This window comes from Pseudomonas sp. LBUM1678 (assembly GCF_059695575.1).
The window spans coordinates 2,151,183-2,168,387 of sequence record NZ_CP166775.1; the positions used below are offsets into that span (position 1 = coordinate 2,151,183).

A 17,205-nucleotide genomic window follows, 5' to 3' on the forward strand; every position below is an offset into this window, starting at 1 on the left:
GGTTTGTGGTCTATGCAAAGCAAGAAAAAATCGTTGGAAATAGAAACGCTCAGAGGCCTGGCGTGCCTGCTGCTGGTGCTCTATCACGTGATAGGGCCGCTGGGCGGTGGACTGAAAATAGACCTGGGATCACCGTTTCGGGTTTTGGCGGATTCGATGGTGTACGTCAGGATGCCGCTGTTCACCTTTATATCGGGCTATATCTATTCGATTTACAAAATCAGAGGCAATGACTTTTCCGCTTACTGCGCTGGCAAGGTGAGAAGGTTGATCGTGCCTCTGTTTTTTGTCGGTATTCCATTTTCAGTGCTGCAGGTTGTCGGGCCGGGTGTGAACAAGGACCTCGGCTTGATCGACGCCTTGTTGTCGTTTTACGTGCCGGTTAACCATTTCTGGTTTTTGCAGGCGGTTTTTATCATCTTCATGTTTGTCGGGTTTCTGCAGTGGCGCGGTCTGTTGCAGACGGCGACGCGACTTTACCTGCTGTTCTTGTTTTCGGCTGTGGTGTTCTTGCTGCCGGTCTTTCCGGTCGATGCGTTTGGCATCAATGGCGCGGTCTATTTGCTGCCGTTTTTCGTGACGGGGATGATTTGCCACGAAAATGTCAGTGCTTTAAAGCGATCGCTGAAAGTGATCGGGCCAGTCGTGTTCGTCTTGATATCGGTTGCGCTGCTATACATTGCGGCTGTGGATCGCGAACTCATTGTCGATCGCCGAAGCCTTGTCGGCTTGCTTGTTGGCTGTATGTCCTGCGTCGCGCTACTGTCGAGCGACATGCGCTCGAAAGCACTGATCTGGCTCGGCGGATATTCTTACGCCATCTTCCTCTTTCACGTGCTGTTTGCCGCCAGTTCGAGGTTCGCCTTGGGTCGTTTAGGCGTTACGGACGAAAGCGTGCTGGTGTTTGGTGGCGTGCTGTGCGGATTGTTGGGCCCTGTGATGCTGTCGAATGTTTTCAGCCGTTTTACCATTACTTCTGTTCTGTTTTTGGGTGAACGTGCAAGCAACAAAAAGACTCCAGTGGCAGGGTTTAAGGTGTCTCAGTACTGAGCGCCGATTCAGCCTGCTTGCTGATAGATAGATGGATGGATGAGCCAATGAACTATGTCGAAGATGTGCGACCCGTTCCGGCTCCGGTGATCGAAGTAAGAAGTTCACGTGAGCGGCTTGCCGCAATGGCCAAGGGTAAAGCGGGGGAGGTGCTGGCCATCTCGGTGATTGGCGACAGCTACAGCGCCGGGCAGGATTTTTATCTCAATGCCCTCACTCAGCACCTGGCGAAAGATTTTGGTTTCGCCGGGCCAGGCTATGTCGGGTTCAATCACGGCGCCGCGCTCGGTGGTACGAATTTCAGATACACCCGCAGCAACAAGAAGTACTTCGGTGGGGAATGGGATGTTTCCAGTCTGGGCCAGGCAAGTCCGGACAGCCGCACCGTTACCGGGCAGACGGGTGCTTATCTTGAACTCGATTCCAACGAAACGACCGACATCAATACGTCCATTGCCCACGCCAAATTGCTCTACCTGGGCAATGGCAAAACCAGTGAGATGCGCTATCGGTGGACACCTTCAGACACCTGGCATTCTTTGACGATGGCCGGTTCAGGGGTTCAGGAAGTCCAACTAAGCGCCCCCGCCAATGATGACTGGGCGTTAAGGCTCGAAGTGGTAAAAGGCGCACCGACATTGTTCGGGTTGTGGCTGGCCAATAATCAGAGCGGCGTCAGGGTCTCCAAGCTCGCCGCTTCCGGCGCAGCCTCCGGTGATTTTTATAAAAGCGATCGCCAATGGCAAACCCAATGGAAGGACGTCGTTTCAAAGATACCGGCGGACGTGTATCTGATCATGTTAGGCGGTAATGATCAGGGGTTTGGCGTCAAGCCCAAGGACTATCTGGAGAACATGAAAGGGCTGGTGCGGATGATTCGCGACGTTCATCCGGCGGCGAGCATCAACGTGATCCTGCGTCAAGACACAACGCGTTCCAGTGCCTATCCGATGACGGAGTACGCCCAAGTGCTTGAACCTTGGGCGCGCTCGGAAAACATCACGTATGCGAGTTTGCAGTGTACGTTCGGTCCCGACTTCAAACACTACGCCAGTGACGGGCCGACACCCATGATCGGCCCGGACAAAATACACCCCATCCCGGGTTCGGGCGGTCGGCTTATTGCGGATTACTTGTATCGCCTGATGGTCGGTGGTGTCGGTGAGCGCCCGGGTAAGTGCGGTTCCGCTTTGAAATAATCATTCACCGTTCAAAGTGTTCCAGATGGCTCAGCAGCTCTGCGGTTTTCACAGGCATCCAGTCAGGATCACATCGGGTTTCAACATTGATGACGATTGCCGGGTCGCTGTAGCGGACGCGAACCCGGAATCGCCAATCGTTGAAAATCACTTTAAGCCCGTCGCGTTCATCGATATCCAGGGCCTGGTGGACATACAGGCTTTTCAGATGGGCCAAGAGCGCAAAGGGGTCCCTGACCGGGCGATGGATATCGCCCGAAGAGGGGAACACCCCGATACGCTCAACCAACAAAGTTGTGCCCAACCAGGCGGATAACGACGGGCTTTTTGACAGCCAGGCCATCACCCCGAAGTTGCTCGCTTTCTGTTCGATGTCTACCGAGCGTTTTGCAGTGGTCATAGTGGCCTGCCTGGGCGAATGAGTTGGGTTAAAGACCGTTGAGATACAGCTGCTCATAGCAAAAGTTTGTGGCGTCGATATAGCCTTCTGCACCGCCGCAATCAAAGCGCAGGCCTTCGAACTTGTAGGCCAGCACGCAGCCATTTTGCGCCTGCTTCATCAGCGCGTCGGTGATCTGGATTTCGCCGCCCTTGCCCGGTTGGGTGTCGGCGATCAGATCAAAGATGTCGGGGGTCAGAATGTAGCGGCCAATGATTGCCAGGTTGGACGGTGCGTCCTCGGGTGCCGGCTTTTCGACCATGCTGTTGACCCGGTAGATCCCTTCGGAAATCAACTCGCCGGCGATCACGCCGTATTTGTGTGTCTGATCACGAGGGACTTCTTGAATGGCCACGATCGAGCAGCGGAATTTTTTGTAGAGCTTGATCATCTGCGCCAGTACGCCGTCACCTTGCAGGTTCAGGCACAAGTCATCCGCCAGCACCACGGCAAAAGGTTCGTCGCCGATCAAGGGACGACCGCTGAGAATCGCATGCCCAAGGCCTTTCATTTCGACCTGGCGGGTGTAGGCAAACGTGCAGGTTTCAATCAGCTCTCGCGTGCCGGCCAGAAACTTTTCCTTCTCGGTGCCGCGAATCTGGTGTTCCAGTTCATAGCTGATATCGAAATGGTCTTCCAGTGCACGCTTGCCCCGACCGGTCACAATTGCCATGTGTTGCAGACCGGCGTCCCGTGCCTCTTCAACGGCGTACTGGATTAATGGCTTGTTGACGATCGGCAGCATTTCCTTCGGCATGGCTTTTGTCGCAGGCAAGAAACGCGTGCCATAACCGGCGGCGGGGAACAGGCATTTACGAATCATAGATATATCCTGGAAAGTCATTGTCCACAGCAACACAAAAAGTGTGACTGTGGGTTTTGATGTATTACAGCGGTTGTACTTTAATACCTTAGAGAAGATTTGATGGCAATTAATAGCATGTGCGCAAATGGGTAAATGTTATTAGTTGTCGGGCCTAACAATATTTAGTTAATTTTCGTCGGTATCTATCAATAGTGTCGGTTGTTCTGAAGTGCTAATAAGTCATTGGCTTCATTTCTTGATGTGCGCATTTAAACATTGCACGTCATTGAGTACTTCAATACCCCACTATGGACCGCTCTATGAAGATTCTGGTAACGGGTGGAACCGGTTATATCGGTTCTCACACCACACTTGCGCTGCTTGAGGCGGGCTTCGACGTGGTTGTGCTGGACAACCTTAGCAACAGCTCTGACGCGTCCTTGCACGCCATTGAATCCATCTGCGGTAAATCCGCGTCAATGATTCACGGGGATGTGTGCGACCGAGCATTGCTGGACCGGATTTTTCAGGCGCATTCCATCGACGCTGTCCTGCATTTTGCCGGGCTCAAAGCCGTAGGCGAGAGCGTGCGCAAGCCGCTTGAGTATTACGAAACCAACGTGTGCGGGAGCATTACCCTGTGCCAGGCGATGTCCGCGGCCGGCGTGTTCCGCTTGGTATTCAGTTCGTCGGCGACGGTGTACGGCGCGCCTGAGCAGATGCCGATTCGTGAGGATTTTCCTACAGGCACGCCCACCAATCCTTACGGGCAATCCAAGCTGTTCATCGAAAACGTGCTGCATGACCTGTGTGCGGCAGAACCGCGCTGGAGCATCGCGCTGTTGCGTTACTTCAACCCGATCGGGGCTCACGCCAGTGGGCACATGGGGGAAGACCCCAGCGGGATCCCCAATAACCTGGTGCCTTACATCAGCCAGGTTGCCGTCGGCAGTCTGCAGGAACTGTCGATATTTGGTGACGATTACCCCACCGTCGATGGCACCGGCGTGCGCGACTACATCCACGTGGTGGATCTGGCGGACGGGCATCTCAAAGCGTTGCAGTCGATCTCGACGCGTACCGGAATCAATATCTGGAACCTGGGCACGGGCGACGGTTACAGCGTTCTGGAGGTACTGCGGGCATTCGAACAGGCTTCGGGTCGGCCAGTGCCTTATCGCGTGATGCCGCGACGTTCGGGCGATGTCGCCGAGTGTTGGGCCGACCCCTCCAAAGCGGCGAAGGAGCTGGGCTGGAAGGCCTCGCGGAATTTGCAGGAGATGATGACGGACACCTGGCGTTGGCAATCGAACCATCCCAAAGGCTACCTCGAGTAAGCCTTGAGGGTGTGCCTTCAGCGCCCGGTTTTTCTGCTGAACTGTTATATCAGGCTGCGATGTTAATTATGGTCGGGAAAATTGACTGGAAACACATCCTGCAAGTCCGTAGATATAAAGAACACGCAGGAAGGAGTTTGATATGAAAAAGATGATGGTAATTGCCGTGTTGTCCGTGATGAGCAGCGGGGCGTTCGCTGTAGAAGTACCGCTCTCGCTGGATACAAAAGTGCTGGGTGATGTAACGGCGGCACAAGCTGCACTGGCCAGCACTGCGCTGGTTTCAGGTGCAGTGGCTGCTTCCAGCAGTGGTGGAAGTTCCAATGGCGGAACCACCGGAAGTACCGGGACGACTGGCACTACCGGGACCACCGGCACAAACTGAAAAATACCGCAGGTGTCACACAAGATTGCCCGGCTAACACTGGGCGATCTTGTTTTGGGTTTGCCCTTGAATAGCGTAGTGCCATTATGATTCGTAGTGTTCCTTTTTTAATGCTGGCAAGTATTGCTTTGCAAGGTTGTATGTTTTCGCCGGGTCAACATATGAGCACCAGCGATATCACTCGCGAAGGCGCCAGCGAAAACAGTCGGGTCGAGCTTATTCCGATTACCCCCAAGCTCATCGCCATGGACAGGGCCAATCAGACACGTGAGTCACTGCCCCCGGAATTGTTGACCACGCCGGACGAATACCGCATTGGTAACAATGATGTCTTGTACATCACGGTATGGGATCACCCCGAACTGACCGCACCTTCAGGTGCGCAACAGCAGATCGATGCAAACGGTCGCCTTGTGCGATCCGATGGCACGCTTTACTACCCCTACATCAAAGAAGTCCAGGCGGCCGGAAAGACCATCCAGCAACTGCGATCCGACATTGCCGAGAAGTTGTCGACGTTCATCTCGGACCCGCAAGTGGATGTCGCCGTGTTGCGCTTTGCCAGTCAGAAAGTGGTGGTGTCGGGCGCCGTATTGAAAGCAGGTCCGCAAGCGATTTCCACCAACCCGCTCAATGTGGTTGAAGCCTTGGGTTCTGCGGGTGTCGACCCTTTGAATGCTGACTTGTCCGGGTTGCTGTTGACGCGAAACGGGCGGGTTTATCCACTGAACCTCGATGCGCTCAATCAACAGAATGCCGAGTTGCAGAAGGTCTACCTCAGAGGCGGCGATCAGTTGTATTTGCCGTACAACGACAACAAGAAGATTTACGTGATGGGCGAGGTCAATCAGCCACGCGCGCTGACGTTCAAGACTCGCACCATGAATCTTTCTGATGTCATTGGTTCGGTAGGGGGGCTGAACCAGACCACCTCCAACGGCAATGCCGTGTACGTCATCCGGGGTGTGGAAAACCTCGATGTGGAGCCCGCCAAAATCTATCAACTGCAAGCCGAGTCACCTTCGGCCATGGCGCTCGCCACTCACTTCGATGTTCGTCCCCAGGACATTGTTTACGTCGGTCCTGCCAACGTCACCCGCTGGAACCGCTTCATCAGTCAATTGGTGCCATCGGCCTCGATTCTCGGCATGGGCGCGGCGGCACAAAACAACTTAAGTGAAGCCAACAGCAGATAAGGTCTGGTCCCACTGTGAGAACGTTGAAAGTTAGCGTCTGCGTGATGGCGGCCTTGCTGTTGTGTGGATGTAATCCGCTGATGAAGGCCACGTTGGCCAACTTCAAAGCCGTGGCCACCGGGCCCGACGACCTGGAGTTGACTCCGGCGCAAGTGGCCGAAGTTCAGTATCCCCAGCTCAAGTTGACTACCCCTTCCGGCGAAGGGGTGTTGGCGATGGTGCGTGAGCGAGGCGACTTGCAGTACTGGGTCGCGTCCGGCAAGCAGGTGCTGTTGCTGCGCGACGGCCTGGCGGTTCGCACTGTCGGACTGGGCTTCGAGGGTGACCTGGACGGGACCCGTATCGAAGCGCAGTCGCCGTTCAAGCAAGGCCTTCACCGGTTGCCCGATGGCTACACCAGCCAGCGCTTTATCGATCTCTATCGCGGTTACGAAGTGGGCGTTGCCGTGAGCAGTCGCTTCACCCGAAAACCCATGGAAACCATCAGGATCCTGAACAAGGAATACGCGGTGCTGCGTGTCGATGAGCAGATAGAGGCACCCGCCATTGGCTTGCGCGCGACCAATCATTATTGGGTCGATCCGGCTAACGGTTTCATCCTCCAGAGTGAGCAGCAACTGACTGGGCGCCTCAGGGTGAAAATTGTGCAGTTGACCTCTGAACGCAGGGCTGTCCGTTGAAGTTTCCCAAGGCGTTATGGGCGTACCTGTTGTTGATCTCCGGCGGCGCGAATGCGGCAGTCACCGTCAGCGGCGATGTGCGCAATCCGGGATCGGTCGAACTGCAACCCGGGGCGCGCGTGCTGGACGTGATGCGTTCCGCGCAACCCAATCCAGAGAGCTATTGGCTGGCGGCCGCCTGGCTGCGACGGCCGTTGCTCGAAGAGCAGACTCGGCTCAAGACCGGGGTCTTGTTCGATTTGAAGGTGCTGCAACGCACCGCATTGCTCTTCGATCGCCCGAGCCGGGCGGCACTGGCGTTGCAGTTGTACGAGCAAGTCAGCCGCTTGCCGGTCACCGGGCGTCAAGTGGCCGTGCTCGATCCAATCGCGGTGGAAGTCGGGTTCGCTCGCAACTTCCGCCTCGATGACGGTGACAGCCTGATCTACCCGATGCGTTCCGATGTGGTTGAAGTGCTGGGCGCCGTCGCCGAACCGTGCCGGATTGCCTATCGCCCGCTGCAGGAGGCCCGTGATTACCTGCAAGGGTGCTTACCGCTGACGGATGCCGACGCCGATTACCTCTGGATCATTCAGCCCGATGGCGTCACCCGCCGGGTCGGCATCGCACCGTGGAATCGCGAAAGCGGGCACGTGCCCGCCGCCGGCAGCAAAATCCTGGTCCCTGTCAAAACCGATGATCTTAATCCGCCTATACCTGAACTGAATCAGCAGTTGGCCGAATTTCTTGCCACGCAACTGGCTGAGGTGGTTCCTTGAATTTACGTTTTGCAGCAGTGCTGTTGTTGCCGTGTGGTCTGGCTCACGCAGAGCCGCGATTGACTCAAAGTGATTTCGGCGGCGTGGGCTTGATGCAGACACCGACTGCCCGAATGGCCCCGGCCGGCGAGTTGAGTGTGAATGCCAGTCGAACCGATCCCTACACCCGTTACAGCGTTTCATTGCAGCCGTTTGAATGGCTGGAAGGTTCGTTTCGCTACACCGCGATCACCAACCGCAGGTACGGCCCCGAGTCGTTGAGTGGCGACCAGAGTTACAAAGACAAAGCCGTGGACCTCAAAGTCCGCCTTTGGCAAGAAAGCCACTGGGCGCCTGAACTGGCCCTGGGCTTTCGCGACATCGGCGGTACCGGTCTGTTCTCCAGCGAATTCCTGGTCGCCAACAAACGCTATGACGACTTTGATTTCAGCGCGGGTATCGCCTGGGGATACATCGGCAATCGAGGCGATTTCGACAACCCGTTGGGTTGGGCGGCTGATCGCTTCAACACCCGGCCGGACGGCGAGGGCACCGGTGACGTCAACACCAACGCCTATTTCCGTGGACGACCGTCATTGTTTGGCGGCGTCACCTACCAGACACCCTGGGACCCGCTCAGCCTGAAGCTCGAGTACGAAGGCAACGACTACAAAAACGAGCCGAAAGACAACGCCATCAAGCAAGACTCGCCCGTCAACATCGGAGCGGTGTTCAAGCTGACCGACTCGGTGGATCTCAGCGCGGGTTGGGAACGCGGCAATACCGCGATGTTCGGCATCACCCTGCACACCAACTTCGTCAGTCGCAAGACGCCGGCCAAGACTTACGATCCGCCAGCGGAGCGTCTGCCGGCGCAGGCACCCGCCACACCGCCGGATCAGGTCAATTGGGCCAATGTGTCGCAACGCCTGCAGAAAAATGCGGGCTATAAAGTCGAGCGCATCACTCAGCGCGGCCCCGAGTTATTTGTGTACGGCGAGCAGACGAATTATTTCCATTCGTCAAAAGCTGTCGGCCGCGCCAGCCGGATTCTGGACAACAGCGTCAACGACGATATCGACTGGTTCACCCTGGTGAACAAGCGCTACGACATGCCGCTGGAAGAAACCAGTGTGCCGCGCGAGACCTTTCGCGAGGTGGTCAACAATGAGGAGCCGCTGGAAACTCTGCACCGCACGACCGAGGTCAACGGGGCGATGCCGCACAACGAGACCACGCTCTATACCGCGGCGCGCGATCCATTCAACTATGGCGTCGGGCTGGGCTATAAACAGAACGTTGGTGGCCCTGATGGTTTGCTCTATCAGTTGAGCGCCGATGCGGACGCCGAGTATCGCTTCACGCGCAACACCTGGTGGAGCGGCCTGCTCAGCGCCAATCTGGTGAACAACTATGACAACTTTACGTACGACGCACCGAGTGGCTTGCCCCGGGTGCGGACGGACTTGCGCAAATACCTGACGACCTCTGACGTCACCATGCCCACGTTTCAGGTCAACCACGCCGAACAGTTGGATAAAGACCTGTATGGCATGGTCTACGGAGGCTATCTGGAGTCGATGTTTGCCGGTGTTGGCGGTGAGGTGCTGTTCCGTCCAACGGGCGAGCGTTGGTCGGTAGGTGCAGATTTGAACTACGTACGTCAGCGCGAGTTTAATCAGGGCTTTGGCTTGCGTGATTACTCGACCGTGACCGGCCACATCACCGGCTATACCGACTTGCCTTTCGATACCCAGGCAGCCGTCAGTGTCGGCCGTTACCTGGCGCGGGATTGGGGCGCCACGATCGACCTGTCACGAGAGTTCCGCAATGGTGTGCGATTCGGTGCCTGGGCCACGCTCACCACCGCGACAAAAGCGGAATACGGCGAAGGCAGTTTCGACAAGGGCATCTACATCTCGATTCCTTTCGACGAACTGATGAGCATGTCGACCATGCGTCGCGCCAATATCGTCTGGTCGCCGCTGACCCGGGACGGGGGTGCACGGCTCAATCGCAGCTACTGGCTGCATTCCATGACCGATAGCCGTGACAGCGACTTGTTCTACCGCAACTTTGACAAGATCACTGAGTGAAGCTGGGCGATCTACAGAGAGATCAGCGCTGTAGATCGCAATGCGGTCAACCGGTCTTGTGGTGAATGCCATCCTGCGCAGAGTTCTCTGCGTTATCCCAACACACTTGCAACAGTAAGCCGGGAGGCTGACACGGCTCCTGAGGCTACTGCTCGTTCTGTCGGGGGTTTCTAATGTGCTATTGCGTGGGCACCAGAGCCTGATAGACGCCCACGAAAAAGGGGACTTGCGTCCCCTTGTTACTTTGCCGGTATTAACCACTAAGCCATCAGTAAATGTCTTTTGACAGCAAGGTGAAGGGGGTCTTCACCAGGATCTTCAGATCCAGCCACAACGACCAGTTATTGATGTACGTAAGGTCGATCTCTACACGCTTTTGCATTTTGTCGATGGTGTCGGTCTCGCCGCGGCAACCGTTGATTTGAGCCAGTCCGGTAATTCCCGGTTTGATTCGGTGACGCGCCATGTAGGCGAGAATTTTCCCTGAGTAGTAATCGTTGTGCGCAACGGCGTGCGGACGTGGCCCGACCAGGGCCATATGGCCTTGCAGCACATTGATCAGTTGCGGCAGCTCATCGAGGGAAGTGCGGCGGATAAAGCGTCCGACCGGGGTGATTCGCGAATCGTTACGGCTGGCCTGCTTGACCTCCTTGTCATCGTGCACGCGCATCGAGCGAAACTTCCAGACCTGGATCACCTTGCCATTCCAGCCGTGACGGTCCTGCTTGAAGAACACCGGGCCCGGGGAGTTGAGTTTAACGGCCAGGGCAATCAGCAACAGGACCGGGCTTAGAAGGACAATGGCCAACAGCGCCACGCTCTTTTCCAGCAGGCTTTTACTCAGTGCCGCGGTCGGCTGGCTGGTCAACGGACTTTCATTCAAGTAGATCGCCGGCAAGCCGTCCACGACCCTTACCGAATGATTGAGCAGCGTCAGGCTGTTCAAGTCCGGCACCCACACCACATCTACGTTGGCACCCAGCAAATCGATATACATGGCTTCGATTTTTGCCGCTTCACTCAGGGGCATCGTGATGTACAAACGTCGGATGTCATGGGCTTTGATCAGTTCCAGCAACTGCTCCTGGGGGCCTACGATCGGCGGCGAGCCCATCGCCAACGGGAGCGTGGTGTCGGTGCTGACCAACCCAACCAGCGGGAAGTGTTCGAGGCTACGCAGCTTCCTGGCGAGTCCCAACGCCAACTCGCCCGTACCGACGATCAGGGTTTTATGCTCGCTTTGAAGTGAGCGTTGATAGTATTGCGAGAAGCCGTGCAGCGGAACGTACAACAGTGCCTGCCCGAGGTAACCGCAGGCAGCCCATACCAGGATCAGTTGACGAGAAAACAGTTCATCCGCCTTGCAGATGAACGCCACGCAGGCCAATGCCGCGAGGGTCATTGTCCAGCCCATCAACAAACGTCCCAATCCCTTCAGGTAGTTATCTTTCTTTGCATAGACGCCACACCATGTATAGGCGGGCACCGAGGCAAGTACCGTCAGAATTGCACACACACGATAATAGAACTCTACCGTCCCGGTCTGGTAATAAACCAATAGAAACAACAGGGCAACAACAAAGCCCTGACCCAGTGCCCATTGTCCCCAGAAGGTCAATCCTTTGAGGTGGGTATTTCGATTGATACGAAGATTGTTAACCATGCGATATCCCCAAAATACGTCCATTCGCGCGTCGACAGACAAGAGCCAAGTTGATGTAACAAGGATTATTATTTTTATAAGAGGGCAAAACGTTAACGAGTGAAACGCCACTGTGCGGCGCGCTCGTCAGTGAATAGATTAATTTATTGGGCTGAAAGCTGTCTGACGACTTTTAACGAGTGGTTAGTTAATCTGGCGATTATGTCGGGGTGGCGAGGCGTTAGAAATAGTCGAGAATGTAAGTTGGTTTGGTGGCGTTGCGGGCGGGATTTATTTGAGGGGCGGTAGGAGCTCGAAAAGTGAAATGACGGGGTGCTTTTTTATTTTTGTAAGCACTACCATCGTGGTCGTTTCATTTACTCAGGTGAGGCTTTTTCCCCTTGTGATTTTTTGAATCAAGCAATACCCACGATTTCTGACTGCGCGGAATAGACGTTCGCCATTACTGGCGTTTTTAAATTTTTCCTGTAATCGGCTCAGGCACATCTCCAGACCTCGATAATGTTCGGGTTCTCTGCCAATACTCCGAATAAGATCATCTTTGCTGACTACACGGTCATCGTGGTGCAGCATCTTTTTGACCAGTGTGGCCTCCAGGCCAGTCAAGACAATCTCCACGTCATCTTTAATCAAAGCGCCATTGACGTTGCTCAGTCGCCAGGCTTCTTCATAGGGATAGTGTGGTCTGGCTGTCACGCTGGAGAGGGAATCCCGGGTGTCATCCCGATCTTCATCTGCCAGTGAGGAGATGTTATTGAAGCGCGTATCGGACTGGGCCGCTCGCCACTCGGATTCGAATGTCGAGAGTATGCGCTGTGTGTCATGTCTGATAACAGGGGGGACGATTCTGTCCAAGTGAGGGGAAATAAATTCCATGAGCTTAGGGGCGGAAGAGGGTAGGCCAGCTTCTTCGACAAACATCTTTGCCTGCGACGTACCGAATGAGTTATATCGCTCACTCGAGAGTAAAGCCTCAAGCTCAAGTTGTAATGCCGGGCTATGAGTAACGACGACAAAATATTTTCTGGGGAGGGGGGTGCTGCTTTCCATGTCTCTCTCCTGAAGGGGGCACACTCGGTTTTAATTTAATAGGATGTCGGCAGGGGAGTAATGGCTCCCTTGAAAGTAATCAAATGGCAACGCGCGTGCCAGTATATGGCTAGCGGCATGCTCGACTCTGTCGGCTATAAAGGCGACTTTGGTGGTGTGAGTCAGCATGGTCATGCGTTCATGGAGTCGATTGAATAAATCAGGGTTGCCCGTCAGTTTAAGGCTCAAGTCTAGGGCTGAAAGGGGGATCTTTATATAGTCGAAAAGATTCAGGGTTGTAAATATTTCGATACTTTCATCTTCGATGTTGTAACCATCGAACGCGATTTCTACGCCGTGATCTTTTAACAGATAGACGTTGTTGAGGATTTTCTTTTTATCAATGAAGCTGACCGCCGAAAGGGGTAACTCATTGAAAGCGATAACCAGTGTCTGGCCAAAAACGCGCAGGGCATCGCTGGACTGTATCAACTCTTCCGTGAGTGCGGAGTCGGCAAGATCTGACTGTCCAACGCAAACAAATCGTCGGCTTAAGTATTTGTTTTCACTAGAGATATTTTTATCCTTTAGCGAAAAGGCAATCAGCCGGGTCTGCATGAGAACTTCACTGTAAATGCCACTCATCTGTTGTATGGGGGCAACAAAGGAGGCATGAGACTGACCGTCGTCAAACTGTATTCTGATCTCGCTGCCAAATGGGCAGTCATCGCGAGTGAGGATCAATTGTCGAGACAGATAATGACTCGCACGATAGGTGTGTGACGCGCTCATCGTTGCGTTCATAATGCAATAACTCCCTGCATATTAATCTTCAGGTGGTCGAGATCAGACCCCTGACAAGACGATATCCATGCCCACGAATACTTTGAATGGCATTGGTGCCATACATGCCTTTTATCTTTCCGCGAAGGCGGCTGATAGATTTTTCCAAGGCCCTTGGGTCATAAAACGTTATATTAAGCCCCATGATTTTGGCGATTTCATCATGGCTCAATATTTGATTTCTTGTTTCTGTAAACGCTTCAAGGATTTTCATTTCCGGAAACGACACATCCAGCTTCTTATAGTCTCCAATCAGGCACATACGCGTTGGGTCCAAGAGCAGATTGTGCTGCTTGTGCCATTCTGCGCTATTAAAAAACTCGGAAAGTGCGTCCGGGTTTTCTTCGGGAAGCGTACTGAACTTAATACAATGGTCGGCCCCGGCAAGATAGTATTTCATCTTGTTGTAGGTGCCTCTGCCGGTGATCACTACAAAAATAATAAGGGCCTGGTTATCGGCGCGCATATTTTCCACCAGGGCGAGGCTTTCATCAAACGCCTGAGGGCTGTCGATGATAACGAATACTGCACGGTATGAATGGGAGTCCTTGTTTTTCTTAAACAAGTTGTTGTAGCACATGGTGTCAACGGGTATATCATGCGCTACACGACTTGCTACTAATGTCCTGAAACCCTCAGCTAAACTATGGGTCCGCCCAATGGTGAGAATACCTGTCACCTCCTTTGCGTGGCTGTGGCTGGTATTCGTTAATTTCCCTGTAAGCATCATGCTTTGACTCGGCTGGGTGCTGACATTTGGATGTTAAAGCACCGATTCTCATTTGTGACTGACAATTGGTAACATTTCACGGATTTTTCAAGCAGGCGTCACAATTTTTTTAACATTGTGGGTCAATCTGGCGAGATTCTTTGTGCTCTTGGGGTATGGCGTGCCAGCTGGCACGGGAGTGTCATTGTGCCATCTTTTCCAGCAATGTCCCGCTTTTCCAGATCAATACGCTGTGACGCTGGCTAGTGCTGGCGTTGTTTATTTTGTTTATTGAGTGTTATGAATTATCAGCACTTGGCTGTTTGACATGCTATTTAGTGCTTATTCTGAGTGTGGAACTATCTCCTGTTTGGCTTTGTATAACATCGGATTTGTTAGTTGTGGTTCTTGACATTTGCTAACGTTGGGTTTTAATGCTGGGCTGAATGCGTTTTACTCACTCGTTGGCGATAAATTAAAAGCATGTCAGTAGATTTGCTGTTGTCGATGAGGGGGGGTGATGGATTTTTGGACTACCGTAACGGTATTGATGTTAGGCGTGGTAGAAGGGCTGACAGAGTTTTTGCCCATATCAAGTACAGGGCACCAAATCATTGTCGCGGACCTGCTCGGCTTCGGTGGTGAGCGTGCAATGGCCTTCAATATCATTATTCAACTGGGCGCAATCCTGGCCGTTGTCTGGGAGTATCGGCGCAAGATTCTCGAGATCGTCACAGGCCTGCCCACCCAGCGGAATGCGCAACGTTTTACCTTGAACTTATTGATCGGTTTTATGCCGGCCGTTGTCCTGGGTGTATTGTTCGCCGATAAGATTCACGAGTATCTATTCAATCCAATCACCGTGGCGGTGGCATTGGTCGTGGGCGGCATCATCATGTTGTGGGCTGAGCGGCGGGAACATGTGGTGTATGTCGACCATGTTGACGATATGCGCTGGTCCCACGCCCTGAAGGTCGGTTTCGCTCAATGCCTGGCGATGATACCGGGCACCTCACGCTCTGGATCGACCATTATCGGTGGATTGCTGTTTGGACTGTCGCGTAAGGCAGCCACCGAGTTCTCGTTCTTTTTGGCCATGCCGACCATGGTCGGTGCCGCCGTCTACTCAGGCTACAAGTATCGAGATCTGTTTCAGGCCGGCGACCTGCCAGTCTTCGCCCTGGGCTTCGTGACGGCATTCTTTTTCGCCATGATCGCCGTACGCGGCTTGCTCAAGTTTATCGCCAGCCATAGCTACGCCGCATTCGCCTGGTACCGAATCGTATTCGGTCTGGTGATCCTGGCCACATGGGCTTTCGGTTGGGTGAACTGGACTGAAGCAGCAGCGCTCTGACATTTGAACCAGGCTGCGGACCCGCCAGCCTGGTATTTACTTCGATAAAAACGCTGACCATTAACGACCTTCAAGCAACTCTGCTGCTTGATCCAGCAACACCAAAGGCTCTTTAGCCTTGTGAATATCCACTGACAACAACTGCCGAAACTTGCGCGCCCCCGGAAACCCGGTGCCCAGACCCAGCACATGTCGAGTGATATGGTGCATCGAACCGCCGGCCTCAATATGCGCGGCTATATAAGGCCGCAATTGCGCAAGCGCCTCGGCCCGGCTGATCACCGGCGCCGTACTGCCGAACAGCTGCTGATCCACCTCAGCCATTACATAAGGATTGTGATACGCCTCACGGCCCAACATCACACCGTCAAACGTCTGCAAATGCGCGTGACAGGCTTCCAGCGTCTTGATCCCGCCGTTAAGAATAATCTCCAACTCCGGAAAGTCTGCCTTCAACTGCGCCGCCACGTCATAACGCAAAGGCGGAATGTCACGGTTCTCCTTCGGCGACAACCCCTCCAGAATCGCAATCCGCGCATGCACCGTAAAACTCGTGCACCCGGCATCCCGAACCGTGCCGACGAAATCACACAACTCCTCGTAACTGTCCCGCCCATTAATCCCGATCCGATGTTTCACCGTCACCGGAATCGACACCGCATCGCGCATCGCCTTCACACAATCAGCCACCAACTGCGGATGCCCCATCAGGCACGCGCCGATCATGTTGTTCTGCACCCGGTCACTTGGGCAGCCGACGTTTAGATTCACCTCGTCGTAGCCGTGGTCCTGGGCCATGCGGGCGCAGGCGGCCAGGTCCAGCGGGACGCTACCGCCGAGTTGCAGGGCGAGCGGGTGTTCGGCTTCGTTGTGGCGGAGAAAGCGATCGTGATCGCCGTTGAGGAGCGCGCCGGTGGTGACCATTTCGGTGTAGAGCAGGGCGTGTTTGGAGAGTAGGCGTAGGAAAAATCGACAATGTCTATCAGTCCAATCCATCATCGGGGCGACGGAGAAGCGGCGGGAGAGCGGGGCGGGTGTGGCGGTGATTGGGGGCATTGGGGATTTGGAATCGGTGGGGCTGGGAGGTTGGGGAGTTTATCAGGAATGGGCTTTTGAGGTTGAGGCGAGTCTTACTGGGGTGGCGTTGCCGTTCTAATAGAAGAGCACGTTCCTGAGGGAACTCACTTTTTCGCATAAAGTAAGCGCAGTTGGGTATGTGGTAATCGACGAAACCCAGCCAGGCGTTGGATTTTTGTAAACAGTTCACCGATCATCCCGATTCGGGAAGGTGAGTTCGCCGGTAATCACAAACGTATCGAACACTTTCTGCCCATCACGCGCTGCTTCCCGAATATCCAGGAACGTTAGTTCTTTTCGAATGATCTTTCGGCGGGGCTTGTCGGTTTTTTTCATGTTAGTCATCGAGCGCTCCGAGGGATGTGGATTCATGCTGACCAACAATTGTGGTTGATGATGTATCTCGGGATTGAAGCGCAGCAATGGCTAGGAGTACGGACGATTCCTGGCGTCGTGTAGGACATGACTCTTTTGAACGTTTGCCTGGGCGGAACGCCCCTTTTTGTGCATCAAGCAACCGCCATAGCTGAACCAAAGCTGTCGTCCAATCAGATTTCATAATGCCTAACGAATTCGCAGCCTAGGATAAGGAGCAACGGTCCTATC

17 protein-coding genes are annotated in these 17,205 nt (G+C 54.2%); 9 read left to right on the forward strand and 8 right to left on the reverse strand.

Annotation, left to right across the window (positions count from 1 at the left end; translation table 11 throughout):
• Positions 1-12 precede the first annotated feature (12 nt).
• On the forward strand, positions 13-1,050 hold the full coding sequence (locus ACA070_RS09725) for an acyltransferase family protein (RefSeq protein WP_497450936.1): 1,038 nt from the start codon (positions 13-15) through the stop codon (positions 1,048-1,050).
• Between the two features lie 47 nt (positions 1,051-1,097).
• Positions 1,098-2,249: an SGNH/GDSL hydrolase family protein gene (locus ACA070_RS09730; RefSeq protein WP_497450937.1), complete on the forward strand. Its 1,152-nt coding sequence runs from the start codon at positions 1,098-1,100 to the stop codon at positions 2,247-2,249.
• Positions 2,250-2,253: 4 nt separating this feature from the next.
• On the opposite strand, the gene ACA070_RS09735 is transcribed toward ACA070_RS09730, so the two are convergent.
• Entirely contained in the window at positions 2,254-2,649 is a 396-nt protein-coding gene (locus ACA070_RS09735; RefSeq protein ID WP_497450938.1) for a mannose-1-phosphate guanylyltransferase, read from the reverse strand.
• Between the two features lie 28 nt (positions 2,650-2,677).
• The gene (gene galU / locus ACA070_RS09740) at positions 2,678-3,511 is read right to left on the reverse strand and encodes a UTP--glucose-1-phosphate uridylyltransferase GalU (protein ID WP_090182155.1); all 834 of its coding nucleotides are present in this window, start codon (positions 3,509-3,511) and stop codon (positions 2,678-2,680) included.
• A 302-nt stretch (positions 3,512-3,813) separates the two neighbouring features.
• On the opposite strand from galU, the gene galE reads away from it, so the two are divergent.
• The 6 genes from galE (at position 3,814) to ACA070_RS09770 (ending at position 9,924) form a co-directional block, all read left to right on the forward strand.
• Positions 3,814-4,830: a UDP-glucose 4-epimerase GalE gene (galE, locus tag ACA070_RS09745; protein ID WP_497450939.1), complete on the forward strand. Its 1,017-nt coding sequence runs from the start codon at positions 3,814-3,816 to the stop codon at positions 4,828-4,830.
• Between the two features lie 142 nt (positions 4,831-4,972).
• Positions 4,973-5,215, forward strand: a complete 243-nt coding sequence (locus ACA070_RS09750) for a hypothetical protein (protein ID WP_497450940.1) — start codon at positions 4,973-4,975, stop codon at positions 5,213-5,215.
• Positions 5,216-5,301: 86 nt separating this feature from the next.
• Positions 5,302-6,411: a polysaccharide biosynthesis/export family protein gene (locus ACA070_RS09755; protein ID WP_497450941.1), complete on the forward strand. Its 1,110-nt coding sequence runs from the start codon at positions 5,302-5,304 to the stop codon at positions 6,409-6,411.
• Positions 6,412-6,425: 14 nt separating this feature from the next.
• Positions 6,426-7,091 (forward strand): YjbF family lipoprotein, encoded by a 666-nt coding sequence (locus tag ACA070_RS09760; protein ID WP_497450942.1) that lies wholly within the window; start codon positions 6,426-6,428, stop codon positions 7,089-7,091.
• Entirely contained in the window at positions 7,088-7,849 is a 762-nt protein-coding gene (locus ACA070_RS09765; protein ID WP_497450943.1) for a capsule biosynthesis GfcC family protein, read from the forward strand. Before ACA070_RS09760 ends, ACA070_RS09765 begins: the two co-directional genes overlap by 4 nt.
• The gene (locus ACA070_RS09770; RefSeq protein WP_497450944.1) at positions 7,846-9,924 is read left to right on the forward strand and encodes a YjbH domain-containing protein; all 2,079 of its coding nucleotides are present in this window, start codon (positions 7,846-7,848) and stop codon (positions 9,922-9,924) included. Before ACA070_RS09765 ends, ACA070_RS09770 begins: the two co-directional genes overlap by 4 nt.
• Positions 9,925-10,192: 268 nt before the next feature.
• Here the strand turns inward: ACA070_RS09770 and ACA070_RS09775 are convergent, their stop codons facing one another.
• The 4 genes from ACA070_RS09775 to ACA070_RS09790 all read right to left on the reverse strand — a co-directional run bounded on the left by ACA070_RS09775 (position 10,193) and on the right by ACA070_RS09790 (position 14,189).
• Positions 10,193-11,587 carry an undecaprenyl-phosphate glucose phosphotransferase gene (locus tag ACA070_RS09775; RefSeq protein WP_497450945.1) on the reverse strand — a complete coding sequence of 465 codons (1,395 nt, stop codon included), beginning with the start codon at positions 11,585-11,587 and terminating at the stop codon, positions 10,193-10,195.
• 360 nt (positions 11,588-11,947) lie between these two features.
• On the reverse strand, positions 11,948-12,637 hold the full coding sequence (locus tag ACA070_RS09780; RefSeq protein ID WP_497450946.1) for a helix-turn-helix domain-containing protein: 690 nt from the start codon (positions 12,635-12,637) through the stop codon (positions 11,948-11,950).
• A 30-nt stretch (positions 12,638-12,667) separates the two neighbouring features.
• The gene (locus ACA070_RS09785) at positions 12,668-13,420 is read right to left on the reverse strand and encodes an EAL domain-containing protein (protein WP_497450947.1); all 753 of its coding nucleotides are present in this window, start codon (positions 13,418-13,420) and stop codon (positions 12,668-12,670) included.
• Positions 13,421-13,448: 28 nt separating this feature from the next.
• Positions 13,449-14,189: a winged helix-turn-helix domain-containing protein gene (locus ACA070_RS09790; RefSeq protein WP_497450948.1), complete on the reverse strand. Its 741-nt coding sequence runs from the start codon at positions 14,187-14,189 to the stop codon at positions 13,449-13,451.
• Positions 14,190-14,688: 499 nt separating this feature from the next.
• Between ACA070_RS09790 and ACA070_RS09795 the strand changes: the two genes are divergently transcribed.
• Positions 14,689-15,522, forward strand: a complete 834-nt coding sequence (locus tag ACA070_RS09795) for an undecaprenyl-diphosphate phosphatase (RefSeq protein WP_497450949.1) — start codon at positions 14,689-14,691, stop codon at positions 15,520-15,522.
• Between the two features lie 60 nt (positions 15,523-15,582).
• Here ACA070_RS09795 and dusA read toward each other — a convergent pair whose 3' ends face one another.
• Together dusA and ACA070_RS09805 are read right to left on the reverse strand one after the other, a co-directional pair.
• Positions 15,583-16,578 (reverse strand): tRNA dihydrouridine(20/20a) synthase DusA, encoded by a 996-nt coding sequence (gene dusA / locus ACA070_RS09800; RefSeq protein ID WP_497450950.1) that lies wholly within the window; start codon positions 16,576-16,578, stop codon positions 15,583-15,585.
• A 207-nt stretch (positions 16,579-16,785) separates the two neighbouring features.
• Positions 16,786-16,944 (reverse strand): hypothetical protein, encoded by a 159-nt coding sequence (locus ACA070_RS09805; RefSeq protein WP_497450951.1) that lies wholly within the window; start codon positions 16,942-16,944, stop codon positions 16,786-16,788.
• Positions 16,945-17,205: the final 261 nt, after the last annotated feature.